Annotated in this window: 14 protein-coding genes; all 14 read left to right on the plus strand. The window is 67.4% G+C overall.

Annotated features, from left to right (window positions below):
- Positions 1-3: 3 nt before the first annotated feature.
- The 14 genes from M2395_RS07230 (at position 4) to M2395_RS07295 (ending at position 20,707) form a co-directional block, all read left to right on the plus strand.
- Positions 4-945 carry a DUF58 domain-containing protein gene (locus M2395_RS07230; RefSeq protein WP_011061032.1) on the plus strand — a complete coding sequence of 314 codons (942 nt, stop codon included), beginning with the start codon at positions 4-6 and terminating at the stop codon, positions 943-945.
- Positions 942-1,436, plus strand: coding sequence for a DUF4381 domain-containing protein (locus tag M2395_RS07235; RefSeq protein ID WP_011061031.1), 495 nt, complete (start codon positions 942-944; stop codon positions 1,434-1,436). The genes M2395_RS07230 and M2395_RS07235 overlap by 4 nt, the downstream gene beginning before the upstream one ends.
- The gene (locus M2395_RS07240) at positions 1,429-2,505 is read left to right on the plus strand and encodes a VWA domain-containing protein (protein ID WP_011061030.1); all 1,077 of its coding nucleotides are present in this window, start codon (positions 1,429-1,431) and stop codon (positions 2,503-2,505) included. The genes M2395_RS07235 and M2395_RS07240 overlap by 8 nt, the downstream gene beginning before the upstream one ends.
- Positions 2,502-4,247 carry a tetratricopeptide repeat protein gene (locus M2395_RS07245; protein WP_053151240.1) on the plus strand — a complete coding sequence of 582 codons (1,746 nt, stop codon included), beginning with the start codon at positions 2,502-2,504 and terminating at the stop codon, positions 4,245-4,247. The genes M2395_RS07240 and M2395_RS07245 overlap by 4 nt, the downstream gene beginning before the upstream one ends.
- Positions 4,244-5,878, plus strand: a complete 1,635-nt coding sequence (locus M2395_RS07250; protein ID WP_093402919.1) for a BatD family protein — start codon at positions 4,244-4,246, stop codon at positions 5,876-5,878. The genes M2395_RS07245 and M2395_RS07250 overlap by 4 nt, the downstream gene beginning before the upstream one ends.
- A 264-nt stretch (positions 5,879-6,142) precedes the next feature.
- On the plus strand, positions 6,143-7,888 hold the full coding sequence (locus tag M2395_RS07255; protein WP_011061027.1) for a hydantoinase B/oxoprolinase family protein: 1,746 nt from the start codon (positions 6,143-6,145) through the stop codon (positions 7,886-7,888).
- Positions 7,889-7,907: 19 nt separating this feature from the next.
- Positions 7,908-9,995 (plus strand): hydantoinase/oxoprolinase family protein, encoded by a 2,088-nt coding sequence (locus tag M2395_RS07260; protein ID WP_123430877.1) that lies wholly within the window; start codon positions 7,908-7,910, stop codon positions 9,993-9,995.
- Positions 9,996-10,086: 91 nt separating this feature from the next.
- The gene (locus M2395_RS07265; RefSeq protein ID WP_019095707.1) at positions 10,087-11,058 is read left to right on the plus strand and encodes a helix-turn-helix domain-containing protein; all 972 of its coding nucleotides are present in this window, start codon (positions 10,087-10,089) and stop codon (positions 11,056-11,058) included.
- A 133-nt stretch (positions 11,059-11,191) separates the two neighbouring features.
- The gene (locus M2395_RS07270) at positions 11,192-12,436 is read left to right on the plus strand and encodes an exonuclease SbcCD subunit D C-terminal domain-containing protein (protein ID WP_053151221.1); all 1,245 of its coding nucleotides are present in this window, start codon (positions 11,192-11,194) and stop codon (positions 12,434-12,436) included.
- On the plus strand, positions 12,433-16,077 hold the full coding sequence (locus tag M2395_RS07275) for an AAA family ATPase (protein ID WP_123430878.1): 3,645 nt from the start codon (positions 12,433-12,435) through the stop codon (positions 16,075-16,077). The genes M2395_RS07270 and M2395_RS07275 overlap by 4 nt, the downstream gene beginning before the upstream one ends.
- Entirely contained in the window at positions 16,074-16,694 is a 621-nt protein-coding gene (locus M2395_RS07280; protein ID WP_015635417.1) for a glutathione S-transferase, read from the plus strand. Before M2395_RS07275 ends, M2395_RS07280 begins: the two co-directional genes overlap by 4 nt.
- 400 nt (positions 16,695-17,094) lie before the next feature.
- Positions 17,095-19,008 carry an HAF repeat-containing protein gene (locus M2395_RS07285; RefSeq protein WP_123430879.1) on the plus strand — a complete coding sequence of 638 codons (1,914 nt, stop codon included), beginning with the start codon at positions 17,095-17,097 and terminating at the stop codon, positions 19,006-19,008.
- Between the two features lie 137 nt (positions 19,009-19,145).
- Complete coding sequence (locus M2395_RS07290; RefSeq protein ID WP_041752210.1) at positions 19,146-19,787, plus strand: DUF1345 domain-containing protein; 642 nt, start codon at positions 19,146-19,148, stop codon at positions 19,785-19,787.
- A gap of 80 nt (positions 19,788-19,867) precedes the next feature.
- Positions 19,868-20,707, plus strand: a complete 840-nt coding sequence (locus M2395_RS07295; RefSeq protein WP_015635414.1) for an AraC family transcriptional regulator — start codon at positions 19,868-19,870, stop codon at positions 20,705-20,707.
- Positions 20,708-20,730 lie beyond the last annotated feature (23 nt).

Consider the following 20,730-nt stretch of genomic DNA (forward strand, 5'->3'; position numbering starts at 1 on the left):
CCCATGACCCAGCCCGTTGCCGAACCCGGCATTCGCATCACCCTCGGCGAGCTGATCGAGATGCGCCATCGCGTGCGCGAGGTGCAGCTGTTCTCCACCCCCAGCCAGCGCAGCCCGCTGATCGGCCTGCACCACTCCAAGCTGCGCGGGCGCGGCGTGGACTTCGACCAGGTGCGGGTCTACCAGGCCGGCGACGACGTGCGCACCATCGACTGGCGGGTTACCGCGCGCACCCAGGAACCGCACACCAAGCTGTTCCACGAAGAGCGCGAGCGGCCGATCTTCATCATGGTGGAACAGAGCCGCCAGCTGTTCTTCGGCTCCGGGCTGATGTTCAAGTCGGTGCTCGCCGCCCAGGCCGCGAGCCTGATCGGCTGGGCCGCCCTGGGCCATAACGACCGGGTCGGCGGGCTGGTCTACGGCGACGACGAGCATTACGAGATCAAGCCGCGGCGCAGCAAGCAGAGCCTGTTGCAGTTGCTCAACCGCCTGGTGCGGGTCAACCAGTCGCTGCACAGCGAAGCCCGGCCCCAGCGCGACGCCCTGGGCACCGCGCTGCTGCGCGGGCGCGAAGTCCTGCGTCCCGGCAGCCTGGTGATCGTGATCTGCGACGAACGCGCCCTGAGCGACGCCGCCGAGCAGCAACTGAGCCTGCTGTCGCGCCATTGCGACCTGCTGTTGATGCCCCTTTCCGACCCGCTGGACCACGCCCTGCCCGCCGCCGGCCTGCTGCGCTTTGCCGAACGCGGCGCCCAGCTGGAACTGGACACCCTGAACTACGACCTGCGCCAGGCCTACCGCGCCATGAGCGAAGCGCGCATCGCCCGCTGGGAACGCCTGGCGCAAAAGCTGCGGGTGCTGCTGATGCCCCTGAGCACCCAGAGCGAGATGGTCGAGCAGCTGCGCGAGTACCTCAACCCGCAGCGCCCCGGAGCCGGCCGATGAGCAGCCTGGAACAACTGCAACCGCTGCTGCCGCCGCCCGCGGTCAGCCTGTGGCCACCAGCCCCGGGCTGGTGGCTGCTGGCGATCCTGCTGCCGCTGCTGGGCCTGGCCCTCTGGCACTGGCGCCACCTGTGGCCGCGCAAGGCCGTGCGCGCCCGCAGCGAGCAGCCCCTGGACCCGGTGCGCCTGGCCGCCCTGGCAGAACTGGCGCTGCTGCCCAAGCCCTATGACGGTGCCCCCGCCGGCGCCTGGCTGCAGGCCTTGAATGCCCTGCTCAAGCGCCTGTGCCGCAACCATTACCCCTACAGCCAGAGCCACACCCTGAACGGGCGCAAATGGCTGGCGTTCCTCGACAACCGTTGCCCGGCCGCCGGCCTGACCCGCTGGATGGTGCTGGTGGAAGGCGCCTACAAGCCCGAGTGCAAGCTCGACGACAAAGCCATCGCCGGCCTGACCCAGGCGGTGGACACCTGGATTCGCAAGCATGTTTGAGTTCGCCTGGCCGTGGGTCTTCGTCCTGCTGCCGCTGCCCTGGCTGCTGCGCCTGGTGCTGCCGGTGGCCGACAGTGGCGAGCCGGCGCTGAAAGTCAGTTTTCTCAGTGACCTGGAAGGCCTGTCCAAGCGCCGGGCCCGCGCCCACCTCCCGGCCTGGCGCCAGCAGGTACGTTTCATCCTGCTCTGGCTCCTGCTGCTGTTGGCCGCCGCGCGCCCGCAATGGCTGGGCGACCCCTTGCCGGTGGCCGCCAGCGGCCGCGACCTGCTGGTGGCGGTGGACGTTTCCGGCTCCATGGATTTCCCCGACATGCAATGGCAGGACGAGGACGTCAGCCGCCTGAACCTGGTCAAGCACCTGCTGGGGGACTTTCTCGAACACCGCGAAGGCGACCGGGTGGGCCTGATCCTGTTCGGCAGCAAGGCCTACCTGCAGGCGCCCCTGACCTTCGACCGGCACACGGTGCGGGTCTGGCTGGATGAAGCGAAGATCGGCATCGCCGGCAAGAACACCGCCATCGGCGATGCCATCGGCCTGGCCCTCAAGCGCCTGCGCCAGCGCCCGGCCCAGAGCCGGGTGCTGATCCTGGTCACCGACGGCGCCAACAACGGCGGCGAGATCGCCCCCATCACCGCCGCCCGGCTGGCCGCCGAGGAAGGGGTGAAGATCTACCCCATCGGCATCGGCGCCGACCCGGAACAGAGCGCCACCCTCGGCGTGCTGGGCATCAACCCGAGCCTGGACCTGGACGAACCGGCCCTCAAGGAGCTGGCGCAAGTCACTGGCGGGCGCTACTTCCGCGCCCGGGACGGCCAGGAGCTGCAAGCGATCAAGCAAACCCTCGATCAACTGGAACCGGTGGCCCAGCAACCGACCCAGGCACGCCCGGCCCAGGCCCTGTACCACTGGCCCCTGGCCACGGCGTTGCTGCTCAGCGTGCTGCTGGTGCTGCGCGAGCGCTGGCCGCAGAACCCGCTGCAACGCTTCTTCACCCAGTCGAACTTCCTGCTGCCTGCCCATGACTGGCGCCAGCGGCTCAAGCGCCTGCGCTTGCGGAGGCGTCGATGATCAGCCTCTGGCCCCATTGGTTCCGCCCCGGCTGGTTGCTGGTGCTGCCCCTGCTGGCGCTGCTGCTGTGGAAGCTCTGGCACCGGCAGAAACGCGCCGGGCGCTGGCAGATGATCCTGCCCCCGGCCTTTCACGCCGCCCTGCTCAGCGGCGGCAATGGCCGCGAAAGCAAGCTGCCCTGGGTGGCCCTGGGCCTGGCCTGGCTGCTGGCGGTGCTGGCCCTGCTGGGCCCCAGCTGGCAGCGGGTGGAACAGACCAGCCAGAAACCCGCCGACCCGCTGGTGGTGCTGCTGGAGCTGACCCCGCAGATGCTCGCCAACGACGTGCCGCCCGATCGCCTGGAGCAGGCCCGGCACAAGCTGCTGGACCTGTTGCAACTGCGCAGCGACGCGCAGACCGCCATCGTGGTCTACGCCGGCAGCGCCCACACCCTGGTGCCGCTGTCCGATGACCTGGCCACCAGCCGCAACCTGCTGGACGCCCTCAAGCCGTCGATCATGCCCCAGGCCGGCCAGCGCGCCGACCTGGCCCTGCTCAAGGCCCTGAAGCTGCTGGACCAGGGGGCCCTGGGCCAGGGCCGGGTGCTACTGATGGCCTCCTCCCTCAACGAAGAGGAACGCCAGGGCATCCGCCAGGCGCTCAAGGGCGACGCCCCACAGTTGCTGATGCTCGGCTTCGGCAGCCGCGACGGCGCCCCGGTGGCCCTGGAAGACGGCAGCTACCTCAAGGACGACCAGGGCGCGATCCTGGTATCGCGCCTGGACAGCCCGGACCTCAAGCACTTCATCGGCGACGTGGGCGGGCGCTACCGCCAGGCGCGCCTGGACGACAGCGACCTGCGCGGCCTGGGCCTGCTCGGCGGCCCGCAAGGCCTGCGCAGCGACGGCCAGACCCTGCGCCTGGATACCTGGGCCGACCAGGGCTACTGGCTGCTGCTGCCGCTGTTGCTGCTGGCCGCCTGCGCCGGGCGCCGGGGCTGGCTGTTCTGCCTGCCCCTGCTGCTGTTCGCCGTGCCGCAACCGAGCTACGCCTTCGACTTCAATGACCTGTGGCTGCGCCCCGACCAGCAGGGCCAGCGGCTTCTGCAACAGCAGCGCCCGGCGGAGGCCGCGCGGCATTTCCAGGACCCGCAATGGCAAGGCGTGGCCTTGTACGAAGCCGGCAACTACACTGCCGCCGCCGAGCGTTTCGCCGAGGGCAACGACGCCCGCGCCCACTACAATCGCGGTAACGCCCTGGCCCGCAGCGGCGAGCTGGAAGCCGCCATCGACGCCTACGAGCAGGCCCTGGAACGCCAGCCGGACCTGCAACCGGCGTTGCAGAACAAGGCCCTGGTGGAAAGCCTGCTGCAACAGCAACAGGCCCAGGCGCAAACACCGCCACCGGCGAAGAAGCCGGACACCCCCGAAGGCGACGACACCCGCCCGGGCCCCAGCGGCGCGGCCACCCAGCCACCACCGGGCAGCGATGGCCCGCAGGACCCGGCACAGGCGCCGGCCAACGAAGGCGACACGCCGCCGCCGGATCCACAAACCGCCGGCCACAGTGAAGTGCCCGGCAGCGAGCTGGACGACCAGCACACCACCACCCCGCTGCGCCCGGTGGAGGACAGCCTGGACGCTGAACACCAGCAGGCGCTGGAACAATGGCTGCGCAAGATCCCCGACGACCCGGGTGAATTGCTCAGGCGCAAATTCTGGTACGAACAGCAACAACATCAGGATCAGGGAAAAACTCGATGACCCGCTGCACCGCCCTACTGCTTGCCCTCGCGTTCTGCACTGGCCAGTCCCAGGCTGCCGGCCTGCTCGCCAGCCTGGACCGCAGCCAGGTCAATTCCGGGGAAACCGTCGAGCTGACCCTGGAGTCCACCGATGTCACCCAGTTCGGCAAGCCGGACCTGGCGCCCCTGGAGGCCCAGTTCGAGGTGCGCGGCACACGCCAGGTCAACCAGCTCAACGGCCTGGGGGACAACCACGCCAGTACCCGCTGGATCGTCACCCTGCTGCCGCGCCATACCGGCACCCTGGAAATCGCCCCGCTGCAACTGGGCAGCCTGCAGAGCCAGCCCCTGAGCCTGCAGGTCAACACCAGCCCGGCCCAGGACCAGAACGCCCGCCTGGAACCGGTGTTCATCGAAGCCGAGCTCGACCAGCCCAGCGTCTATGTCCAGGCCCAGGCCCTGCTGACCCTGCACATCTACCACTCGGTGCCGCTGTTCGACGACAGCAGCCTGAGCCCGCTGCTGCTGAGCGACACCCGGGTGGAACAGCTGGGCGAGCCGCGCACCTACGAAAAGCTCATCAATGGCGTGCGCCACGGGGTGATCGAGATGCGCTACGCGCTCTATCCCCAGCGCAGCGGGCCGTTGCAGATTCCCGCGCTGACCTTCAGCGCCACCCTGGCCAACCCGGACCCGGGTCAGGAAACCAGCTCGCAGACGCCCCGGGCCGGCAAGCTGATCCACGTCAGCTCCAGTGACATCAGCCTGCAGGTCAAGGCCAAGCCCGCCACCTACCCGGCCGACGCGCCCTGGCTGCCGGCCCGCAGCCTGAGCCTGAGCGAAAGCTGGAACCCGGAGCCCGAGCACCCTCAGGTCGGAGACTCCCTGACCCGCAGCCTGACCCTGCGCGCCGAAGGCCTGTCCAGCGCCCAGTTGCCGCCGCTGCCCCTGGCCGACGTCAATGGCCTGCGCAGCTACCCGGACCAGCCGCAGTTGAGCAACCAGCACGTTGAACAGGGCCTTCTGGGCATTCGCGAAGACCGCCAGGCGCTGGTGCCCACCCGCCCCGGCAACGTCGAACTGCCCGCCATTGAAGTGACCTGGTGGAACACCGTCGAAGACCGCCTGGAAAGCACCAGCCTGCCGGCGCGGGCCCTGCAGGTGGCGAACAACCCGAGCCTGGTGGTGGACACCCCGGCAGGCAACGCCTCGGCCGCGCCCGACAGCGGCAACCTGTGGCTGTGGCAACTGAGCACCCTGCTGCTGGCTTGCACCACCCTGCTGGGCTTCGGCCTGTGGTGGCGCGCCCGCTGGCAGCCGGCGGTGCTGCGCGCCACCCAGACCGGCCCCAGCCCGCGCTCGCTGCTGGACGACCTCAAGCGTGCCTGCCAGGCCAACGACCCCCAGGCCACCCGCCAGGCCCTGGACGCCTGGGCCCGACAGCAGCCCGAAACCCTGGCCGAAATGGCCGCGCGCTTCGTGCCGCTGTCCGACGCCCTGGACGGCCTCAACGGCGCGCTCTACAGCGAGACCGGCCAGTACTGGCAGGGCGAGGAACTATGGCGAGCGATACGCGCCATCCCGATCGACGAACGGGTCCAGGACCCGGTGGCGGACACCACCAGCCTGCCGCCGCTGTACCCCAAGTGACCGGCGCTTAGCGCAGCCCCCCGTAGGAGCCGGCTTGCCGGCGAAAAGCCCCGTAAGCCATGCCGCGCCTGGGCGGGCCTGTTCGCTGGGGAGCCAGCTCCTGCAGCGCGTGCCCCCACATTCAGCAGTGACGACAGTGCACCAGAACGCAAAAAGCCCTGCACCCGGCGACAAGCCAGGTGCGCCTAGCTGCGCGTAGCTTAAGGCCGTGGGCGCAACAGCCGTCGCGCCCCACCCCGAGAACAACAAGAACTCAGGTGAGCCATGAGCACAGTAGATCCGATCACCCTCGCCGTGGTGCGAGGGGCGCTGGAAACCGCCCAGCGTGAAATGACCCTGACCCTGGAGAAAACCGGCCGCTCCAGCGTCTTCAACCTGGCCCACGACTACTCCAATGCCTTGTTCGACCACCTCCCGGAAATGGTCCTCCAGGGCCAGGACATCCCGATCCACCTCGGCTCGCTGATCCCGGCGATGAAATGCGTGGCCGGATTCTTCGGCGACGACATCCATGAAGGGGACGTGATCTACCACAACGACCCGGCCTACCAGGGCAGCCATATCCTCGACTGCTGCATGTACAAACCGGTGTTCTACCGGGGCGAGCTGGTGTTCTGGGCGGTGTGCAAGGGCCACCTCACCGACATCGGCGGCCCGGTGCCCGCCGGCTACAACCCGGACGCCAGGGAGATCTATGCCGAGGGCCTGCGGATTCCGCCGGTCAAGCTCTGGTCCCGGGGCCAGCGCCGCGAGGATGTGATCAACCTGCTGCTGACCAACATGCGCGCCCGGGTCTACCAGGAAGGCGACCTGAATGCCCAGTACGGCGCCTGCAGCGTCGGCGAGCGGCACCTGCTGCAACTCCTGGAGCGCTACGGCGTGGAACAGGTGCGCGCCTGCATCGGCGAGCTCAAGGACATGGCTGACCGGCACATGCGCGCCCTGCTGCGCGAGGTGCCGGATGGCCTCTACCACGGCAGCGCGGTGCTGGAGGATTCGGGCCACGGCCTGGGCCAGCTGACCATCACCGCCCAGGTGCAGATCAGCGGCGATCAGGCCCGGGTGCGCATCGACAGCCCGCCCCAGGTGCCCTACTTCATCAATTCCTACGCCGGCAACTCGGTGTCCGGGGTGTACCTGGGGCTGATGATGTTCGCCCAGGTGCCGCCGCCCTATAACGAGGGCCTGTACCGCTGCATCAGCGTCGACCTGGGGGAGCCCGGAACCCTGTGCAACGCCAGCGAACCCGCGCCCCACGTCAACAGCACCACCACCCCCATGGAAACCCTCGCCGACGCGGTGCGCCAGGCCCTGGAGCAGGCCGCGCCGGAACGGGTCACCGCGTCCTGGGGCCATGCCAGCGGGATCAACATCGCCGGCCACGACCCGCGCAACGACAACGCCGAATACGTGACCATGGTCCTGGCCTCGATCATCTCCGGGGCCGGGGCCAACCAGGCCATGGACGGCTGGCCGGCCTGCGGCCCGTTGTGCTGCTTCGGCGCGCTGATGTCCGGCGACATCGAACTGCTGGAATACGCCTACCCGATCCTCATCCACCGCTACAGCCTGATCACCGACAGCGGCGGCGCCGGGCAGTTTCGCGGCGGCTCGGGCACCTGCATCGAGATCGAACCCTTGCAGCACCCGATGACCGTGGTGGGTTTCGGCGAGGGCCGGCAACTGCCCACCGCCGGCGCCGCGGGGGCGCGCAACGGCCTGCTGGCGCCCAAGCTCGGGCGCCTGACCCATCGCCGTGCCGACGGCCAGGAACACACCTACCAGCACAACGCCCAGTTGACCGCACAACCCGGAGAGCGGGTGATCAACCTCAACCCCGGCGGTGGCGGCTATGGCGACCCCTTCCTGCGGCCCCTGGAGCGAGTGGCCGAAGACCTGCGCAATGGCCTGGTCTCCCTCGAAGGCGCGCGCCTGGACTACGGCGTGGTGTTCGACGCCGAGCAGCGCCTGGACCACGACGCCACCCGCGCCCTGCGCGCCCGCCCCTGAACCCACGGAGCATCCCCCCATGAGCAAACACTATCGCCTGGGCATCGACGCCGGCGGCACCTTCACCGATTTCATCCTCGCCGACCAGCTCGGCAACGTGCAGCTGTTCAAGGCCCCCTCGACCCCGCAGGACGGCACCCTGGCCATCCGCAACGGCCTGGCGCAGATGGCCGACGCCCTGGGGCGCAGCCCGGCGCAGATCATCGGCGACTGCGACCTGTGCATCAACGGCACCACCGTGGCCCTCAACGCCCTGATCGAGAAGACCGGGGCCAAGGTCGGCCTGCTGTGTACCGACGGCCACGAAGACAGCCTGGAAATCCGTCTGGGGCACAAGGAAGACGGCCACCGATACGACGCCAGCTACCCCCAGGCCCACATGCTGGTGCCGCGCCACCTGCGCCGGCCCATCGGCGGGCGCATGCGCAGCGACGGCCAGGAGCACGCGCCCCTGGACGAAACGGCGATCCTGCGGGCCATCGAGTACTTTCGCGAGCAGGAGGTGCAGGCGGTGGCCATCTCCTTTGTCTGGTCGGTGCGCAACCCGGCCCACGAGCAGCGCGCCGCACAGCTGGTGCGCGCGGCCCTGCCCGGGGTCTTCGTCTGCACCGGCAATGAAGTGTTCCCGCAGATCCGTGAATACACCCGTACCTCCAGCACCGTGGTCAACGCCTACCTGAGCCCGGTGATGCAACGCTACGTGGAGCGCATCGACAGCCTGTTCGAAGAACTGGGGGCACAGCAGCCGACCCGCTACTTCCAGTCCAACGGCGGCCTGGCCCCCGGCGCGATCATGAGCACCCGGGCGGTCAATGCCATCAATTCCGGCCCGGCCTCGGCGCCCCAGGCCGGGCTGTGCGTGGCCCGGCCATTCGGTATCGACAACGTGATCACCGTGGACATGGGCGGCACCTCCTTCGACATCACCCTGAGCCAGGGCGGGCGCACCAACTTCAGCAAGGACAGCGACTTTCTGCGCTACCGCATCGGCGTGCCGATGATCCAGGTGGAAACCCTCGGCGCCGGTGGCGGCTCCATCGCCCACCTGGACCCCTTCGGCATGCTCCAGGTCGGCCCGCGCAGCGCCGGAGCCAACCCCGGGCCGGTGTGCTACGGCAAGGGCGGCAGCGAGCCAACGGTGACCGACGCCAACCTGGCGCTGGGCTACCTGGCGGACGGCGCCTTGCTCGGCGGCAGCATCCGCCTGTCACGCCAGGCGGCGCTGCAGGCCATCGCCAGCCGGATCGCCGAGCCCCTGGGGATCAGCATCGAGCGCGCGGCGCTGGGAATCATCACCCTGGTCAACCTGAACATGGTCAGCGGCATCCGCCGGGTATCGGTGGAGCGCGGCTACGATCCCCGCCAGTTCGCCCTGATCGGCGCCGGCGGCGCGGCGGGCATGCACGTGATCCGCCTGGCCGAGGAAATCGGCAGCCAGGTGGTGCTGATTCCCAAGGTGGCCTCGGGGCTGTGCGCCTTCGGGCAGATCCTCTCGGACATCCGCTACGACCAGCTGACCACCCTGCCCATGCGCCTGGACGACCAGCACGTGGACCTGGCGCTGCTCAACCGGACCCTGGCCCGGCTGCGCGAACAGGGCCTGGAGAACCTGCGCCAGGACGGCTTCAGCAACGGCAACCGGGTCGATACCCAGTACCACCTGGAAATCCGCTACCTGGGGCAGATCCACGAATGCAGCGTCGAGCTGGCCAGCAACGAGCTGGACCCGGCCGGTCTCAGCGCCCTGCGCGAGGCCTTCCACAGCCGGCACAAGGCGCTGTTCTCCTACAGCGAGCCGCAGAGCCCGATCGAGCTGGTGAACCTTGAATGCTCGGTGATCGCCAGGCTGCAGCACCCACCGATGCCGGAGTTGCCGATCCCCGAGCAGCAGGTGCCGGCAACGCCTCGGGAACAGCGCTCGATGCTGTTCGACGAAGCCGGCGGCTGGCAACCGACGCCGGTCTACCAGGGCGAACAGCTGCAGGCCGGGCAGACCCTCACCGGCCCCTGCGTGATCGAGGAAGCCACCACCAACATCGTGGTGCCGCCGGGCTGGCAGGCGACGCTCGCGCCCTCGGCCTGCTACCGGCTGACGCCTGCCGATTGACCGACCCGCGCTTTTGCCCAAAGATCACCGGCACCGTGGCTGACCACCCGGTGCTGTCCTGACTAAAAAACACAAGAAAGCAGGAGTGATGATGGTTCAGCAGCTTTCCACCCGTTACTGGCCCGAGCACCAATGCCAGCCCCGCTGGGCCGAAGCCATTGGCAACGCCTACTTTCCCCTGTCCCTTGAATTCAGCAGCGACCGCCCCTTCCAGGGCAACCTGCGGATCTGGGAAACCCCCAGCAGTGCCCTGGCCCTGTCGCGCCTGCGTTCCAGCCGCCTGGGCTATTCCCGGAGCAAGGCCCAGGTCAGCAACGACACCCAGGCCTGCTACCTGGTGACCATCCCCCGGCGCCACGAGGTGCTGTTCGAACAGGACGGCCGCGAGCTGCATTGCCGCCCCGGCAGCTTCATCTTCGAACGGGGCGATGCGCCCTACCGCTTCCGCTACGCCAGCGACAACGACCTTTGGGTGTTCAAGCTGCCGGAGCAGGCCCTGCACGGCCAGTTGCGCGGCGCCGAGCGCTACACCCGTTTCTGTTTCGATGCCCGGCGCGGCCTGGGGCGGATCTTCGCCGACCAGTTGGCCATGTGCGCCGCGCGCTTCGACGAATGCGCCCCGGCGGCGCGGCATATGCTGCTGGAACAGGCCCTGGCGACCCTGCTGCTGACCCTGCGCCAGGACGAACGGGTGCTCAGCAGTGAAAGCTCCAGCCTCGCCGCCCTGCACCTGCAACGCATCGAAAGCTACGTGGAGCAGCACCTGGGCTCGGCGGAGCTCAACCCCAGGCAGATCGCCAGCGCCTGTGGCATTTCCCTGCGCTACCTGCACAAGCTCTTTGCCGACAGCCCCTTCAGCCTGGGCGAATGGATTCGTCAGCAGCGCCTTTGCGCCGTGCACCGCCAACTGCGCGACGCCCACTGCCGCCTGTCGATCGGCGAGCTGGCCGCGCGCTGGGGGTTTGCCGACCAGGCCCAGTTCGCCCGGCACTTTCGCCAGCGGTTCGGCTGCACCGCCAGCGAAGTGCGCGCCGGCCAGGGCACTGCCGTACCGCGTCACTGAACGCCGGCCCCACTTGGCGGCGCCGGGGCATTTGCCACGGCTCGGGCATGAACACGCATTTGCCAGTAAACTCTCTGCCCTTTCGCCGCGGTCACCCTCTGTGCGGCCAAGCCTTTTGCATGCGGAGCCTGCCTTGCGTCTGTTTCACACCTCCGACTGGCACCTGGGCCAGAACCTCCACGGCCAGGAACGCGACTTCGAACACGCCTGTTTCCTGGAGTGGCTGCTGCGCCAGCTCAAGCACGAACAGCCCGATGTGCTGCTGATCGCCGGCGATATCTTCGACACCGTCAACCCGCCGGTCAGCGCCCAGGAGCGGCTCTACGACTTCATCGTCAGCGCCCACGAGCAGCAGCCGGCCCTGACCGTCGTGATGATCGCCGGCAACCACGACTCCGGCTCGCGCATCGAGCTGCCGGCGCCCTTGATGCGCCGCCTGCGCACCCACGCCCTGGGCCGGGTGCTGTGGCTGGACGACGGCCAGCTGGACGCCGAGCGCCTGCTGCTGCCGCTGCCCGACGCCAGCGGCCAGGTCGCCGCCTGGTGCCTGGCCCTGCCGTTCCTGCGGCCGGCGGAAGTCACCGGCCGCCAGCTGGGCGACGACTACCTCAAGGGCATTGCCCAGGTCCACGAATGGCTGATCGCCGCGGCCAACGCCAAGCGCCAGCCGGGCCAGGCCCTGGTCGCCGTCAGCCATGCGCACATGGCCGGCGGCTCGGTCTCGGAAGATTCCGAACGCAGCCTGATCATCGGCAACGCCGAGGCCCTGCCCGCCAGCCTGTTCGGCCCGGACATCAGCTACGTGGCCCTGGGCCACCTGCACAAGCCGCAGAAGGTCAACGGCGAGGAGCGCATCCGCTACAGCGGCTCGCCGATCCCGCTGTCGTTCTCAGAGATCGGCTATCAGCACCAGATCCTCGACGTGCGCCTGGACGGCGAGACCCTGGTCAACGTCGAACCGCGGCTGATTCCCCGCGCGGTGAACCTGCAACGCCTGGGCCCGGCGCCCCTGGGGGAACTCCTGACCCAGCTCGGCGAGCTGCCGGACATCGACCTGTTGGCCGAGGAGCAGCGCCAGCCCTGGCTGGAAGTGCGGGTGCGCCTGGACGAGCCCCAGCCGGACCTGCGCCAGCAAGTGGAAAGCGCCCTGCAAGGCAAGGCCGTGCGCCTGGTGCGGATCGCCGCCGAATACGCCGGCAAGGGCGCAGGTGACGGTGAAGAGGCCAGTGCCGAGCTGATCGAGCTGGACCAGCTGACCCCCGAAGAACTGTTCCGCCGCGCCTGGCGCGACGCATACGCCAACGAGGTGGACGAAGCCACCCTCAAGGATTTCGCCCTGCTGTTGCAGGACGTCCAGCAAGAAGGTGAACAGCCATGAAGATCCTGGCCATCCGCCTGAAGAACCTGGCCTCCCTGGCCGGCCCCTTCGAGATCGACTTCACCGCCGAGCCCCTGGCCAGCGCCGGGCTGTTCGCCATTACCGGGCCCACCGGCGCCGGCAAGAGCACCCTGCTGGATGCCCTGTGCCTGGCGCTGTTCGGCGCGGTGCCGCGGCTGAACAATATCGGCCGCGAGACCAAGGTCCCCGAGGTCGACAGCGAGATCCTCACCAGCGACCCGCGCACCCTGCTGCGCCGCGGCACCGGCAGCGGCTATGCCGAGGTGGATTTTGTCGGCATCGACGGCCGTCGCTACCGCGCCCGCTGGGAAACCAACCGCGCCCGCGACAAAGCCACCGGCAAGCTGCAAGGCAGCCGGCAGAACCTCACTGACCTGGACAGCGAACAGCTGCTGAGCAACCAGAGCAAGAGCGAATACAAGCAACTGATCGAGGCCCGCCTGGGGCTCAACTTCGAACAGTTCACCCGGGCGGTGATGCTGGCCCAGAGCGAGTTCAGCGCCTTTCTCAAGGCCGACGACAAGGAACGCAGCGAGCTGCTGGAAAAGCTCACCAACACTGCGGTCTACAGCCAGTTGGGGCGCCGCGCCTACAGCAAGAGCAAGGAGGCCGAAGACGCCCACAAGGAGCTCAAGGCCCAGGCCAGCGGCATCAGCCCGCTGGAGCCCGAGGCCCGGGCCGAGCTTGAACAGCAGTTGAGCCAGGCCCAGCAACAGCTCAAGGAGCAACAGGCCCAGCTCAGGCAGTTGGAAGCCCAGCACGTCTGGCTCAAGGAACTGCGCCAATGGCAGGAAGCCCGGCAGAGCGCCGCCGAACAACTGCAAGCGGCCGAACAGGACGCCCAGGCCCTGGCCCCGGAGCGCCTGCGCCTGCAACGCCTGGAGCAACTGGCGCCGCAGCGGCACCAGTTCCTGCGCCAGGCAGAGCTGGGCGCCAGCCTGCTGCCGTTGCGCCAGCAGATCCAGCAGCAGGTCGAACAGCAAGGCGCCCTGCAACAACAGCAGGAACGCCTGCAACAGCAACTGCAGGACGCCGGCACGGCCCTGTCCCAGGCCCAGGAACAGCACAGCACCAGCGCCCCGTTGCTGCGCGAAGCCTTTGCCGAACAGGCCAACCTGGAGCGCCTGGGGCAGAGCCTGGCCCAGGCCGAGGCCCAACGCAGCCGCGCCGAGCAGGCCAGCACCGAGGGCCAGCAAGGCATCCAGCAACTGCTGGAAAAACAGCGCCTGGTGGGCGAACGCCTGGAGCGGATCGCCGGGCAACTGGCGCACAGCGTCGCCCTCGCCCCCTTGAGCGACGCCTGGAACGCCTACCGCGAACGCCTGCAACAGCTGATGCTGATCGGCAATCGCCTGCACCAGGGCCAGGCCGAACTGCCGGCCCTGGAACAGCGCGCCAGCAGCGCCGCCCAGCAACTGAGCGAGCAACGCACGCAGCTCGAACTGCTCTACAGCGAAGCCGGGGCCGAGCCCCAGGCGGTGGCCGAGCAGATCCAGTTGCTCGGCACCCTGCTCCAGGACAACCGCAAGCAGCAGCGCGCCGTCGAAGAGCTGGCCCGGCTCTGGGCCCAGCAACGCGAACTGGACCAGCGCGGCCAGGCCCTGCAGGACAGGCAGCAGGCGGTGGCCGCCCAGCGCGAGGAGCTGAACAAGGTCGGCCTGCAGGCGAAGGCCGAGCTGGTGGTGGCCGAGCAGACCCTGAGCGTCACCCAGGCCCTGCTGGAGCGCCAGCGGCTGGCCCGCAGCGCCAGTGTCGAGGAACTGCGCGCCCAATTGCAGAGCGACCAGCCGTGCCCGGTGTGCGGCAGCGTTGAGCACCCCTACCACCAGCCTGAAGCCTTGCTGCAGAGCCTCGGGCGCCACGACGAGAACGAGGAAGCCAGCGCCCGCAAGACGGTGGACAGCCTCAAGGAACAGCTCAACGAACTGCGGGCCCAGGTCCAGGGGCTGATCGCCCAGCAGAAGGAATTCCTCCAGCAGCAGGAACAACTGGCGAGCCAGCAGCAAGCCCTGGCCCCAAGCCTGCAAGCCCACCCCTTGAGCGCCAGCCTCCTGGACCAGGACCCGCCCAAGCGCGACGCCTGGCTGCAACAGCAACTCGACCAGCTGCAGCAGAGCATCACCCAGGACGAAAACCGCCAGGGCGCCCTGCTGACCCTGCAAAAAGATGCCGCGCGCCTGCAAAACCAGCTGCAGGCGGCAATCGACGCCAGCCAGCAGGCCGCCCAGCACCTGGACAAGCAACAGCAGCAACTGAGCGCCGACCGCCAGCGCCTGGACGAGGAACTGGCCAGCTTCAGCCACCTGCTGCCGGCAGAGGTCCTCGACGGCCTGCGCCGCGACCCGGCCAGCACCTTCATGCAGCTCGACCAGCAGGTGCTGCAACGCATCGAGCAACTGCGCGAGCAGCAGGAAGAGGCCGAAGAACAGCAACAGCGCCAGCTGACCCTGGAAAAGGAACAGGACCGCCAACTGACCCGCCAGCAGCAACTGGCCGAGGCCCAACAGCAGTTCGACACCCTGCACCAGCAGCAACAGGCCTGCCAGCACAGGCTCGCCGAACTGCTGGGCCAGCAGCCCAGCGCCGAGCACTGGCAGCAGCACCTGGAGCAAGCCGTGGACCAGGCCCGCAGCGCCCAGGCCCTGGCCCAGCAACAGCAGCAGGCACTGCACCAGCAAGCGATCGAGTTGGGCGCCGAGCTCAAGGCCCGGGAAGAACGCCTGCAAGCCCTGGAAAGCGAACAACAGCAGCTGGCCGCCAGCATCGAGCAGTGGCGCGCCGGGCACCCGGAACTGGATGACGCCGGCCTGCAACAGTTGCTGGAGCTGGACGAAGAACAGGTGCAGCAACTGCGCCAGCGCCTGCAAGACAACGACAAGGCCATCGAGCAGGCCAAGGTCCTGCTGCAGGAACGCCAGCAGCGCCTGGAACAGCATCAGGCCCAGCACAACGGCAACCTGGAGACCGAACAACTGGCCCAGGCCCTGGAACAGCTGCAGCAACAGGCCCAGGCCAGCGAACAACAGGTGGCGGACCTGCGTGCACGGCAAAGCGAGGACCAGCGCCGCCAGGCCGCCAACCAGGCCCTCAACCAACGCCTTGAACAGGCCTACGCCCAGTGGCAGCGCTGGGCCCGGCTCAGCGCCCTGATCGGCTCGGCCGAAGGCGACAAGTTCCGCAAGATCGCCCAGGCCTACAACCTCGACCTGCTGGTGCACCACGCCAATGCCCAACTGCGCCAACTGGTGCGCCGCTACCGCCTCAAGCGTGGTGGCAGCATGCTCGGCCTGCTGGTGCTGGACACCGAAATGGGCGACGAACTGCGCTCGGTGCACTCGCTGTCCGGCGGCGAAACCTTCCTGGTGTCCCTGGCCCTGGCCCTGGGGCTGGCCTCCATGGCTTCCAGCACCCTGAAGATCGAATCGCTGTTCATCGACGAAGGCTTCGGCAGCCTCGACCCCGAGTCCCTGCAACTGGCCATGGATGCCCTCGACGGCCTGCAGGCCCAGGGCCGCAAGGTGGCGGTGATCTCCCACGTACAGGAAATGCACGAACGGATTCCGGTACAGATCAAGGTCAGCCGCCAGGGCAATGGCCTGAGCACCCTGGAGGTGAAATGAGCACGCTGCAAACGCCGGGGGCGACCCTCTACTCCTTCCGCCGCTGCCCCTACGCCATGCGTGCGCGGCTGGCCCTGCGCTATGCCGGGGTGCCAATGCGGATTGTCGAAGTCAGCCTCAAGGCCAAGCCGGCCGAGATGCTCGCGCTGTCGGCCAAGGGTACGGTGCCGGTGCTGGCACTGGAGGATCGGGTGATCGATGAAAGCCTGGAGATCATGCACTGGGCCCTGGCCCAGCATGACCCCGAGGATTGGCGGCTCACGGCGGACCCGACGGCCCAGGCGCAGATGGCGGCGCTGATTGCCGAGAATGACCAGGTGTTCAAGGTGCACCTCAATCGCTACAAGTACGCCGAGCGCTACCCCGAGGCGCCCATGGAGCACTACCGGGCCCAGGGCGAGGCGTTTCTGGCGCGCCTCGATAGCCTGTTGCAGCAGCGCCGCTATCTGCTGGCGGCGCATCCGAGCCTGGCGGACATGGCGCTGCTGCCGTTTGTTCGCCAGTTTGCCCATGTGGACCGGGAGTGGTTTGCCCAGACGCCTTATCGCTCCTTGCAGGAGTGGTTGCAGGAGCAACTCGCATCAGAGTTGTTCCTGGCAGTCATGGCCAAACAATAACTTTCACAAGATGCGCGCATCGGCAGCCTCAAATAGATTGAGCTGCCGAAATAACCGGCTTTCAGAATTTTCCTAAAGACTTCATCCGCAACTAATAACTAAACTAATTCGACACACAAAGTTCATATCCAACACAGCGATTAGTTAAACACCCAGTTACTACCCGCATGTAAGCAAGACAACTTCGACTCACGCCATCGCGCCCCGCCCGGCCCCAAACCCCAAGCCATCCGGGCATCACGCCCTCATCACTGCGTAAACCAAGCCTTTACCTCGGCAGTAGCCTGCTCGCCCATAAAAAACTTCCATTACTCAGGCCGCTGTAATCATTTCCTTTATCGCCAGGTTCATTACATTGAAATCGCCTTTTGCAACAGCCGCATTAACACTGATCTATGGAATGATTTATTCAGCACAGTCTTGTGCCGACCTTACTATCGACCTGAGTTCTTTGGGCGCTGATGGTTCGGTAGCCTATGGCGTATCGGCTGACGGCCATTTCATCGTCGGCACTGCGTTCGCGAACGGCAATCAATATGCGTTCAAGTACAGCGATGCGACCGGCATGGTCAATCTGGGCACACTGGGTGGCGTTCAATCCTACGCCAAGGCCGCATCCGCTGATGGCAAGGTGGTCGTGGGGTTCGCCGGCGTCTCCAGTAACAACGCTCACGCCTTCAAGCACACCGACGCCACCGGCATGATCGACCTGGGCACCTTGGGAGGACTTACCTCACAGGCTACGGGCGTGTCCGCTGACGGCTCCGTTGTCGTAGGCGATTCGACTACCACCAATGGCGACTATCGTGCGTTCAAGCACACCGATGCGATGGGCATGATCGATCTGGGCACCCTGGATGCGGGCAACAGCGGCTACTCCTTTGCCACCGCCGTGTCCGCGGACGGCAGCATCGTCGTGGGATACGCTGATATCGATGCCAGCACAGACACGCAACACGCCTTCAAGCACACCGACGCGAACGGCATGATCGATCTGGGCACCCTGGGAGGGCAGACCTCACAGGCATTCGGCATCTCCGCTGACGGCCATGTTGTCGTGGGAATGGCCCAGACAGCTACAGGCGGCACTCAAGCGTTCAAGCACACTGACACTGCCGGCATGGTCGGCCTGGACTCCTGGGGTGGCGATTCCTTCGCTTATGGCACTTCCTCCGACGGTAGCGTCATCGTAGGTGTAGCCGCGACGGCCACTGGCTATGTCCATGCATTCCGGCACACCGATGCCAGCGGCATGGTCGACCTGGGCACCCTGGGCGGTGAAACGTCAGCGGCGACCGGCGTCTCCGCTGACGGCAATGTTGTCGTGGGCCTCAGCCTTACGGGTGAAGGAGCCATGCACGCCGCGCTATGGAAAATCACCGAAACAGGTTCCCACCTTGTCGACCTGGACAACACCCGCACCGCCATGGCCAAGAACGCCAATCGGGCCTGGGGGATGCTCGATTTGCGCAGCGAACAACTGGCTCGATTGATGAGCCAGGAATGCCAGATCGACAGTGGCTCGTTCTGTATCGGTGTGGGCCCAAGCTACAGCCGCAACGGCGTGGCCAGGCAGACCAGCATGAGCCTGACCCTGGGGGTTCGTCCCACCGAGCATCTGCGCCTTGGCGTGACCCTGGATCAGGACCTCGATCGGCAACTGCCGGACAACTACACCAAGGCAGGGTCGGCAGCACCGGCGGTCGCCCTCTTCGCCGCCGTTGATGAAACAGGCCACGGGCTGGGTTGGCAGGGCCGTGTGGCCGCAGCCTATGTGTCTTCCAAGGTCGATATCACACGCGAACAACTGGCTTACACCGAGGCCGGCCAAGGACGTTCGAGCCTGCGCGGCAAGTCCTTGAGCATCGAAGGCGCCTACGGCGTGATGCTCAATGCAATGACCCTGACGCCGTATCTGGGCCTCAGCCAGACTCAGGTCAGCCGCCAGGGCTATCGTGAAAACAGTGGCGCGGTGTTTGCAGCCAGCTACGCGAAAATGGGCCGCACGACCACCAGCCTGAACCTCGGTGTGCGGGGCGCCAAAAAGCTCACCCGGCAGCTGGAACTCAGTGCCAACCTGGAACTGACCCAGGACCTGCGCAACAAGCGCGATGCCTTTCAAGCCCAAATGGAGTACCTGGGGCGCTACACCTACCAGGCCGGAAAACAGCACGACGCTCGCCTGGGGGCCGGCACGGGAGTGAGCTATGCCCTGAACGAACACAGCGCCGTGCATACGGGCGTGTTCTGGGCGCAGCAACCAGGTGGCAATGATGTGACCGGCATTCAGACAGCCTTCACTTATCAGTTCTGATAGCAGCCTGCCCCACCGGCCTGAATTCGAAGCCGGCCGGGGACGCGGATGCACGTTCGCCATTCCGTGATTCGGGCAGGCCCGGGAGCCAGGCGCCATGCTAAGGTTTGGCCACTTCCACTCTCGCGAAAATGCCCATGTCCGTCGTCATCCGCACCCACCCCCGCTTGACCATCGGCGTCCTGATCGGCTGCGCCATCGGTCTGCTCGCTCCTGCCCAGACCCTGACCGGCAAGATCCTCATTGGCTGGAACGCCGCTGTCTGGAGCTACCTGGCACTGATGTTCTGGCTCACCGTTCGGGCTCGCGCCGATGAGGTCAGGCGCATCGCCGAAGCCGAGGATGAAAACGCCGGCCTGGTGCTGTTGATCGTCTGTGTGGCGGCCATTGCCAGCCTGGTGGCGATCACCCTGGAGCTGGTGGGCAGCAAGGACCTGGACAGCACCCAGCGCCTGGTCCACTACGGCTTCACCGGGCTGACGGTGATTGGCTCGTGGCTGCTGGTGGGGGTGATCTTCAGCCTGCACTACGCGCGCCTGTACTACACCTGGGACGGCAAGGAACCGGCGCTGCGCTTTGCCGAAGGCCCGACCAACCCGGACTACTGGGACTTCCTGTATTTCTCCTTCACCATCGGCGTGGCGGTGCAAACCTCGGACGTCGGCGTGGCCACCCGCGAGCTGCGCAAGATCGTCCTCGCCCAGTCGCTGATCGGCTTTCTGTTCAACACCGCAATCCTCGGTTTCTCGATCAATATCGCCGCCGGGCTGTTCAGTTGAGGCTGCACAAAACTTCTAGACCCCAGCCCTGGCACCGGCGTTAACTGCCAGGGTTGCCGCCACGCCCCACGGACCGCCCCATGACCACGCCCAACTGGATCGACCTGGCCCAGGATGCCGACACCGGCATTGAGACCCTGCGGGCCCACTTCACCGGCCACGCCTATGACCCGCACTGGCACGACAGCTACCTGGTGGGCGTCACCGAGCAAGGGGTGCAGCAGTTCAACTGCCGCCGGGCCCGGCACCAGAGCACACCGGGCAAGGTGTTCCTGCTGGAACCGGGGGAGATCCACGACGGCGAGGCCCCCACCGAGGGCGGCTTTACCTACCGCATGCTGTACCTCGACCCGCAGTGGCTGGAGCGCGAACTGGGGGCGCTGTTCGCCGAGGCGCCGGCCAATGCCCAACTGGCATTCGGCAGTACCCTGGCCAGCGATCCGCGCCTGGCCCGGGCCACCAGCGCGGCCTTTCACAGCCTGCACCATGGCGAGTTGCGCATCGTCCGCCAGAGCGCCCTGGACCAGTTGCTGGAACAACTGACCGGGCACTTGCACTGGCGCCGGCGCTACGCCCAGGACCCGCGCCTGCCGCTGGTGGCGCAACGGGCCCGGGACTACCTGCATGCGCACCTGGCCCAGGACCTGAGCCTGGAAGCCCTGAGCCAGGCCTGCGGGGTCGACCGCTTTCGCCTCAGCCGCGCCTTCAAGGCCGCCTTCGGCCTGCCACCCCATGCCTACCTGGTGCAACTGCGCCTGAGCCGGGCACGCCGCCTGCTGGCCGGAGGCGCAGCGCCGGCCGAGGTCGCCACGGCCCTGGGCTTTGCCGACCAGAGCCACCTGGGGCGCTGGTTCATGCGTGCCTACGGGCTGAGCCCGGCGTTGTATCGCAAGCGCTGCACAAAGCTTCCAGACGCCTGAAAGCAACTGGGCCAGGATCAACT

This window comes from Pseudomonas sp. BIGb0176, assembly GCF_024810175.1.
Taxonomy (GTDB): Bacteria; Pseudomonadota; Gammaproteobacteria; order Pseudomonadales; family Pseudomonadaceae; genus Aquipseudomonas; species Aquipseudomonas protegens.